Source organism: Bradyrhizobium sp. UBA2491 (genome assembly GCF_002341725.1).
In the GTDB taxonomy this organism is placed as follows: domain Bacteria; phylum Pseudomonadota; class Alphaproteobacteria; order Rhizobiales; family Xanthobacteraceae; genus Bradyrhizobium.
The window spans coordinates 1-8294 of the sequence record NZ_DDOP01000008.1 but is presented as its reverse complement, the minus strand read 5'-3'; the positions used below and the strand labels follow the sequence as shown (position 1 = coordinate 8294).

Genomic DNA, 8294 nt, shown 5'->3' with positions numbered 1-8294 from the left:
GTGAAGAACGGGGAGAGGGGGCCGATAGAGTCTCTCCTGTCGGTCGAAAAGCTCGTGAAGGAATATCCCCGCCAGGGCGCGGGCTCGGTGCTGACAAAGCTGTTCGGCCGCAAGCCGCCGGTCGAGGAAGACATCTTCCGCGCCGTCGACGGCATCAGCTTCGAGGTCGGCCATGGCGAGAGCGTCGGGCTGGTCGGCGAATCCGGCTGCGGCAAGTCGACGACGTCGATGATGGTGATGCGGTTGCTGGACCAGACCTCCGGGCGCATCATGTTCGACGGCGAGGACATCGGCGGCATTGTGCCGCAAGCCTTCGCGCGGCTGCCGCGGCGCAGCCAGATCCAGATGGTGTTCCAGGATCCGACCGATAGCCTCAACCCGCGCTTCACCGCGGCGCGCGCCATCGTGGACCCGATCATGCAGCTCGGCGACACCAGGGGACGCGACGCGCTGCGCGCCCGCTGCGAGGAGCTGGCGCGGCTGGTCGGCCTGCCGGTCAATCTGCTGGATCGCTTTCCGCACCAGCTCTCCGGCGGCCAGAAGGCTCGCGTCGGCATCGCGCGCGCGATCGCGCTGCACCCGAAGCTCGTCATCCTCGACGAGCCGACCGCGGCGCTCGACGTCTCGGTGCAGGCGGTGGTGCTCAATCTGCTACAGGACCTCAAGCAGTCGATGGGCATGAGCTATCTGTTCGTGTCGCACGATCTCAACGTGGTGCGCCTGCTGTGCGATCGCGTCATCGTGATGCGTGCCGGCCGCATCGTCGAGCAGGGCACGGCCGAACACGTCTTGGGCAATCCGCAGGATGCCTATACAAGGGAACTGCTGACGGCGATCCCGCATCCGCCGTTGCCGGTGTCGTGAGAAACTCATTGGGAGCGAAATGGCCGATCATCTCGACGACTACATGAACGCCGTCGCGCGCGCGATGGGGTTGCCGCTGGAGGACGCCTGGCGTCCCGCGGTGCGCGCCAATCTCGAGGTCTCGCTGCGGCTGGCAAAGCTGGTCGACGACTTCCCGCTGCCGGACGACGTCGTCTCGGCCGCGGTCTATTCGACCTGAGATCGCGATGTCCGAAACTCCCGCTTTCATGTCGGCCGCCGATATCGCGCAGGCCGTCTCGCACCGCAAGCTCACGGCGCTCGCCGCGACCGAGGCTGCGCTCGCGCGCATCGCCGCGCACGACAAGGTGCTCAATTCCTTCACCGACGTCACCGCCGATCGCGCCCGCACCAAGGCGCGCGCGATCGACGCGGCCATCGCGGCGGGGCAACCGGTCGGCCCGCTCGCCGGCGTGCCGTTCGCGGTCAAGAACCTGTTCGACGTGCAGGGGCTCTCGACCCGCGCTGGCTCGAAGATCAACCGCGACCTGCCGCCGTCGCCGCGCGACGCCGTGCTGATCGAGCGGCTGGAGGCGGCCGGCGCCGTGCTGGTCGGCGCGCTCAACATGGGCGAATACGCCTACGACTTCACCGGCGAGAACGTCCATGACGGCCCGTCGCGCAACCCGCACGATCCGACGCGGATGACCGGGGGCTCCTCCGGCGGCTCGGGCAGCGCCGTCGGCGGCGCGCTGGTGCCGATCGCGCTCGGCTCCGACACCAACGGCTCGATCCGGGTGCCGTCGTCGTTCTGCGGCACGTTCGGCCTGAAGCCGACCTATGGAAGGCTGTCGCGCGCGCGGTCCTATCCGTTCGTCGCGAGCCTCGATCATCTCGGCCCGCTGGCGCGCAGCGTCAGGGATCTCGCGCTGGCCTATGATGCCATGCAGGGACCTGATGGAGATGATCCGGCGTGCATCGTGCAGTCGGTCGAGCCGACCGTGCCGTTGCTCGCCCATGATGTCCGCGGGCTGCGGGTTGCGATCGCCGGCGGCTATTTCCAGCAGAACGTGTTTCCGGAGGCCGTCGAAGCGGTCGCGCGCGTCGCGAAGGCGCTCGGCGCCACGCGGACCGTGGAGCTGCCGGAAGCCGCGCGCGCCCGCGCCGCTGCCTACATCATCACCACCACCGAGGGCGCCGCGCTGCATCTCGACCGGCTGCGCAAGCGTCCCGACGATTTCGATCCGGCGGTGCGCGACCGTTTCATCGCAGGCGCGATGGTGCCGGCGGTCTATGTCGACAAGGCGCAGAAATTCCGCCGCTGGTACCGCGCCAGGGTGCTGGAGCTGTTCCAGTCGGTCGACGTGATCCTGGCGCCGGCGACACCGTGCACAGCGCCGAAGCTCGGTCAGGTCAATTTCACGCTCGATGGCGTCGAGCTTCCGGTCCGCGCCAATATCGGCATCCATACCCAGCCGATCTCGTTCATCGGCCTGCCGGTCGTGGCGGTGCCGGTGCCGCTTGAACCGTTGCCGATCGGCGTGCAGATCATCACCGCACCCTGGCGCGAGGACATCGCGCTGCGGGTCGCCTATGCACTGGAACAGATGGGCGTCGCGGCCGCGCCGGCGCCGAGGGGATTCTGACATGGACATCGATCTTCCCGACGTGGTCGCCGAAGTGACCGCGCAGTTCCAGCGCTATGAGAAGGCGCTGGTGTCGAACGACGTCGCGGTGCTCGACGAGCTGTTTCGCGACGACAGCCGCACGCTGCGCTACGGCATCGGCGAGAACCTGTATGGCTACGCCGAGATCATGGCGTTTCGCGCCGGGCGCACGCCGGTCGGCCTGATGCGCAGGATCGACCGCACCGTGATCACGAGCTATGGCCGCGACACCGCGATCGCCTCGACGCTGTTCTACCGGGACAACGCGCCGGGCAGGGTGGGCCGGCAGATGCAGACGTGGATTCGCTTCCCCGAGGGCTGGAGAATCGTCGCCGCCCATGTCAGCGTCATCGACGAGCCAAAGGGCGTTTGAACACGAGCGCTTGAACCATGAGCCTGGACGATCTTCCGACCCGCGCGCCGCAGCCGACCGAGTCCGAGCCGGCGGTGCCGCGCGTCGATCGCCCGTCGTCGCTGGTCGACAAGATCACCCGCGCCGAAGAGCTGCGGCTGCAACTCGCCGACGAGATCGTGCGTGGCACGCTGCCGCCGGGTGCCGGGCTCGACGAGACCGACCTCGCGCGCCGCTTCAACGTTTCGCGCACCCCGGTGCGCGAGGCGCTGCGGCAGCTTGCGGCCAGCGGCCTGATCGATGCCCGCGCGCATCGCGGCGCGGTGGTGGCGCGGCCCTCGCTCGAAAGATTGACCGGCATGTTCGAGGCGATGGCCGAGCTGGAAGCGATGTGCGCGGGCCTTGCCGCCGAACGGATGACACCGGCGGAGCGTCACGCGCTGGAGGCGGTCCATGAGGAGCTGCGGGTGCTGAGCTACACCGGCAATCCCGAGCGTTTCCACGAGGTCAATGAGCGCTTCCACAACGCGATCTATGCCGGCTCGCAGAACGCCTATATCGCCGAGATCACCCTGGCGACGCGGGTGCGCGTGCAGCCGTTCCGTCGCGCCCAGTTCCGCAACCTCGGGCGCCTTGCAAAATCCCACGCCGAGCACGACCGCGTCGTGGTCGCCATCATGCGCGGTGACAAGCCCGGCGCGGCGGCCGCGATGCGCGACCATATCGAGCACGTCCGCGGGGAATACGAGACCTACGCGGTGTCGGTGTAGCGTTCGCGGAAACCCATCAGCATCGTCATTCCGGGCTCGCGCCAGGAGGCGCGCCCCGGAATGACGGTGGGGGCGGCTATGCCTTCACCTTCTCCGCCATGAACGCCCGCCAGCCGCCATAGGCCGAGATATCCTTTGCGCCGGCGATCGCGGCCGGTTCGACGATGAAACCCTTGGCCTGCCGCCCATCGGCGAGCCTGATCGTGCCGATCGCCATCGGCGGCGGGATCGCGGCGACGAATATTCCAAATGCTGAAGGCGACATCGCCCAGAGCTCCAGCTTGATCGCATGGCCCGCGCCCGCCTCGATGCGCAGCATGCCGGGCTTCGGCGGTGTGGTGTCGAGTGCGTAGAGCCTGTAGTCCGGCGCGGTGAGCGTCTCTTCCAGCAGGCGTGCATCGAGTGTCGTCAATTCGTGGTTCAGCACCATGCCCGAGAGATGCGCGCCGACCACCGCAATGGTGATCTCGTCCTGCGCCGGAGCCGGCGTTGCGGCAAGCGGCGGCTGCGGCAGTGCGTTGGCTCCGATCGGCAATCCGGTATCGGCATGGAATACGCGGCCGATGCTGGCGAGCTCGGCGTCGCGGCCGGCCGGCGCCAGCAACGTGATGCCGAACGGCGCGCCGTCGGGCCGCATCGCCGATGGCAGCGCCAGGCCGCAGAGATCGAGCAGGTTGACGAAATTGGTATAGGTGCCGAGCCGCGAGTTGAGCTCGATCGGTTTGGCGAGCACGTCCGCTGTCGAATAGACGGTCGGCGCCGTCGGCAGCACGATCGCATCGAGGCTTGCGAAGGTGCGCGCAGCAACCCGGCGCAGTGCCTGCAAGCGATACAGCGCCGAGAAGGTGTCGGCGGCGGAGGGGCGCGCACCGCCGATGGTGATCTCGCGCGTCACCGGATGGATCGCTTCGGGTGACGAAGCCAGGAGGTCGCGGATCACCAGATAGCGTTCAGCGACCCACGGGCCCTCATAGAGCAGCCGCGCGGTCTCGTAGAACGGCTCGAGGTCGAATTCGACGAGATCGGCGCCGAGCGCCCGCCAGCGCTTCACTGCCTCGCCATAGGCCTTCTCGGCCGCGCGATCGCCGAAGAAGATCAGCTGACCGGACTTGGGAATACCGAGCTTCAGCTTCGCCGGAAATGCCGTGAGGGTAGCCAGCGGCCGGTCGCGCGAGAACGGATCGGCGTCATCGGGACCCGCCATGACGGCGAGCGCGGCCAGCGCATCGTCGACGGTCAGCGAGAACACCGAAATGCAGTCGAGCGTGCGGCAGGCCGGCACCAGCCCGGTATTCGGGATCAGCCCGAGGCTCGGCTTGAGCCCGACGATGTTGTTGAGCATCGCCGGCACGCGGCCGCTGCCCGCGGTGTCGGTGCCGAGCGCAAGCGGCACCAGGCCGGCGGAGACCGCCACCGCCGAGCCCGAGCTCGATCCGCCCGGCACCAGATCGCCGCGCACCGGGTTGCTGGGAATGCCATAGGGCGAGCGCACGCCGACCAGGCCGGTGGCGAACTGGTCGAGATTGGTCTTGCCGATGATGATGGCGCCGGCCGCGCGCAGTCTGGCGACCGCAGTCGAGTTGTGGGCTGGCGTGTATGCGAAGGCCGGACAAGCGGCGGTGGTCGGCAAGGCCGCGACGTCGATATTGTCCTTCACGGCGACCGGCACGCCATAGAGCGGCAGCGTCGGATCTGCGAGCCGCGCGGCCTCGGCAAGCGCCTCTTTCTCATCGCGCAGGCTGATGAAGATGGCGGGATCGTTGTGCTCGCGGATGCGCTGGTAGCTGCGGGCCACGGTTTGCGCCGGCGTCATGGTCTTGGTGCGGTGTGCGGCAACGATCGCGGCGACAGTTTCAGTCACGTGGTTGGCCTCGTCTCTGGCGCGGTGAGGCATTGGATGCCGCCCGCGAGGGAATTGCAGCCTGATCGAAGCAAGCAATGTGCCATTGTGTACAATTCGCCTGCGCCGACAGTGCGCCAGATTATCGCACAATATCAGTTGCTTGAAACGGTCGCCAGGCGTTGGTGCGGGTTGGCCTGCGAGCGCATTTGCCTATTTTACAGGCAGGTTTGACCGAGCCGGAATCCGATCGTTGGATCAGGTGAAGCAGGCGAGGATCCGCAACAATTGCTGGCGGTTGTCCTTGCCGATCTTCTCGGCGACATGCCGCTCGTGTTCGGCGGCGAGCCGCTTGAACTGCGCCAGCGCGGTCTTGCCGCGTGCGGTCAGATGCAGCGCGTGGGAGCGGCGGTCGGTGACGGAGGGGATGCGGCTGACGAAGTCGCGCTCCTCCAGGCTGTCGAGCAGATGCACCAGCCGCGCGCGTTCGATCCCGAGCCGCTTGGCGACCGCCATCTGGCTCAGGCCCGGATTGGCCCCGATCACGGTCATCACAGAATACTGCGTCGGGCGGATATCGACCGTCGCCAGTGTCTTGATGAAGTCCTGAAAGATCCAGAGCTGGAAGCGCCGCACCGCGTAGCCGGCGTGGCCGACCAGCGCGTCGAGGCCGATCTCCTCCCCGGCGTCGCCATCGCGCGTCCGGCCATTTGCCGCGCGCGTTCGGGGGCGGCGGATTGCCGCCGCTGTTCCTGCTGCCTTGCGCGACGTCTTTTGCGGGCCTGCCATGGCCGCAAGGCTAGCGCGCCCGCGGCGGGAAGGAAAGATTGTTGTTGACGACAACAATTGGTGTCCGCAACATTATGGCCAACAGCCCGGCCGGGACCGCGGTCCCGAACAGACATGGGCGTGGAGGAAACCATGACGATGGCCGCCGCCAGCGGAGACAATCCGAGCAAGCTGTTCGCGATGCCGGCGATCGTCGCCGACCGCCGCGACGACGGCAGCATCCTGATCCGCTCCACGACGCCCTTGAAAGCGAGTGCCCGCTGCGTCGGCGACTGGCTGGAGCACTGGGCGCGGCAGGCGCCGGATCGCATCTTCCTCGGCGAACGCGCCAGCATCGAAACGCCATGGAGCACCGTCAGCTATCGCGACGCGCGCGGCATCGTGCGGCGGGCCGCATCATGGATCCTGGCGAAGGGCCTGAGCACGGAACGGCCGCTGGTCATCCTCTCGGACAACGGCATCGACCACGCATTGCTTGCGCTCGCCGCCCAGCATGTCGGCGTGCCGTCGGCCGCGATCTCGCCGGCCTACTCGCTGATGTCGAAAGACTTCGACAAGCTGAAGAGCATGATCGCGCTGCTCGATCCCGGCGCAATCTACGTTGCGAGCACCAAGCCGTTCGCGGCCGCGCTTGCCGCGATCGCGCCGCTGCATCGGGCGACCATCGTCAGCGGCAATCCCGATGACGCGGACGCGCTGTCGTTTCGCACCATTGCAGCGACGCCGGAATCATCAGAGGTCGCCACGGCCTTCGCCGCGGTGACGCCGGAGACGATCGCAAAATTCCTGTTCACCTCGGGCTCGACCGGCACGCCGAAGGCCGTGATCAACACCCAGCTCATGCTGACCTCGAGCCAGCAGGCCAAGGCGCAGACCTGGACGTTCCTGGAGCAGGCTGGCGAAGAACTGATCATCCTGGACTGGCTGCCCTGGAGCCACACCTTTGGTGCCAACCACAATTTCAACCTGGTGCTGCGCAATGGCGGCACGCTTTACGTCGACGGCGGCAAGCCGGCGCCCGGCCTGTTTGCGACCTCGCTCGCCAACCTGCGCAGCGTGGTGCCGACGGTCTATTTCAACGTGCCGCGCGGCTTCGACATGCTGATCGCGGCGCTGCGCACCGACGACGAGCTGCGCCGGAAATTCTTCGAGGGGACCAAATTCGCCTTCTATGCCGGCGCGGCGCTGCCGCAGAATCTGTGGGATGCGCTGGAAGAATTGTCGCTGCAAACGGTTGGCCGCAGGCTGCCGATGGTATCGGCCTGGGGCTCGACCGAGACCTCGCCGCTGGCGACCGATTGTCATTTCCTGGCCAAGCGCTCCGGCAATATCGGGGTGCCGATTCCCGGCACCGAGCTGAAGCTGGTGCCCTCGGGCGACAAGCTCGAGGTCCGCGTGCGCGGGCCCAATGTCACGCCGGGCTACTGGAAGGCGCCCGACCTGACCGCGGCGGCCTTCGATGACGAGGGCTTCTACAAGATCGGCGACGCCGTCACCTTCGCCGATCCTGACCGGCCGGAGCTTGGCCTGTTCTTCGACGGCCGTGTCGCGGAGGATTTCAAGCTCAACTCCGGCACCTGGGTCAGCGTCGGCACTTTGAGGGTTGCCGGCATCGCGGCGCTGGCGCCGCTCGCGCAGGACATCGTCATCACCGGTCATGGCCGCGACGAGGTGCGCTTCCTGGTGTTCCCGAACCTTGCCGCCTGCCGCGCGCTCGCGGGACTGGCAGACAACGCCGACGCGCGCGAGGCGATCGGCCATGCGGCGGTCCGTTCCGCGATCGGGCAGGGGCTGGCGCGGCTGAAGGCGCAAGGCGGCCATTCCTCCGGCCACGCCACCCGTGCGCTGTTGCTGGCCGAGCCCGCCTCGGTCGACGGCGGCGAGATCACCGACAAGGGCTACATCAACCAGCGCGCCGTGCTGACACGCCGCGCTGCGGCAGTGGCGGTACTGGAGGACGACGGGGCGTCCGAGCCGATCGGCTGCGCGGGCTGAAGCGCAATAGAGCAGGCTTCAGTGAGGAAGGCGCAGATGGAAGGGTTCCCTCCCCCCTT

At 67.7% G+C, this 8294-nt stretch carries 8 protein-coding genes; 6 read left to right on the top strand and 2 right to left on the bottom strand.

The window, feature by feature from the left end; all coding sequences use genetic code 11:
- The 5 genes from B2W55_RS02600 to B2W55_RS02580 all read left to right on the top strand — a co-directional run.
- Positions 1 to 864: ABC transporter ATP-binding protein (locus tag B2W55_RS02600; protein WP_291532178.1), on the top strand; the 864-nt coding region annotated here is incomplete at its 5' end.
- A gap of 19 nt (positions 865 to 883) precedes the next feature.
- Positions 884 to 1063: a DUF4089 domain-containing protein gene (locus B2W55_RS02595; RefSeq protein ID WP_024578945.1), complete on the top strand. Its 180-nt coding sequence runs from the start codon at positions 884 to 886 to the stop codon at positions 1061 to 1063.
- Positions 1064 to 1070: 7 nt separating this feature from the next.
- On the top strand, positions 1071 to 2468 hold the full coding sequence (locus B2W55_RS02590; RefSeq protein WP_024578946.1) for an AtzE family amidohydrolase: 1398 nt from the start codon (positions 1071 to 1073) through the stop codon (positions 2466 to 2468).
- A 1-nt stretch (position 2469) separates the two neighbouring features.
- Complete coding sequence (gene hpxZ / locus B2W55_RS02585) at positions 2470 to 2862, top strand: oxalurate catabolism protein HpxZ (RefSeq protein ID WP_024578947.1); 393 nt, start codon at positions 2470 to 2472, stop codon at positions 2860 to 2862.
- Positions 2863 to 2879: 17 nt separating this feature from the next.
- Positions 2880 to 3611, top strand: coding sequence for a GntR family transcriptional regulator (locus tag B2W55_RS02580; protein WP_024578948.1), 732 nt, complete (start codon positions 2880 to 2882; stop codon positions 3609 to 3611).
- Between the two features lie 76 nt (positions 3612 to 3687).
- On the opposite strand, the gene atzF is transcribed toward B2W55_RS02580, so the two are convergent.
- Both atzF and B2W55_RS02570 read right to left on the bottom strand, forming a co-directional pair.
- A complete protein-coding gene (gene atzF / locus B2W55_RS02575) occupies positions 3688 to 5472 on the bottom strand; it encodes an allophanate hydrolase (protein ID WP_024578949.1) in 1785 nt (594 codons plus the stop codon).
- Positions 5473 to 5709: 237 nt separating this feature from the next.
- Positions 5710 to 6240 carry a MarR family winged helix-turn-helix transcriptional regulator gene (locus B2W55_RS02570; protein WP_024578950.1) on the bottom strand — a complete coding sequence of 177 codons (531 nt, stop codon included), beginning with the start codon at positions 6238 to 6240 and terminating at the stop codon, positions 5710 to 5712.
- A gap of 132 nt (positions 6241 to 6372) precedes the next feature.
- Here B2W55_RS02570 and B2W55_RS02565 point away from each other — a divergent pair, with 132 nt between their 5' ends.
- Complete coding sequence (locus B2W55_RS02565; protein ID WP_371412400.1) at positions 6373 to 8235, top strand: feruloyl-CoA synthase; 1863 nt, start codon at positions 6373 to 6375, stop codon at positions 8233 to 8235.
- Positions 8236 to 8294: the final 59 nt, after the last annotated feature.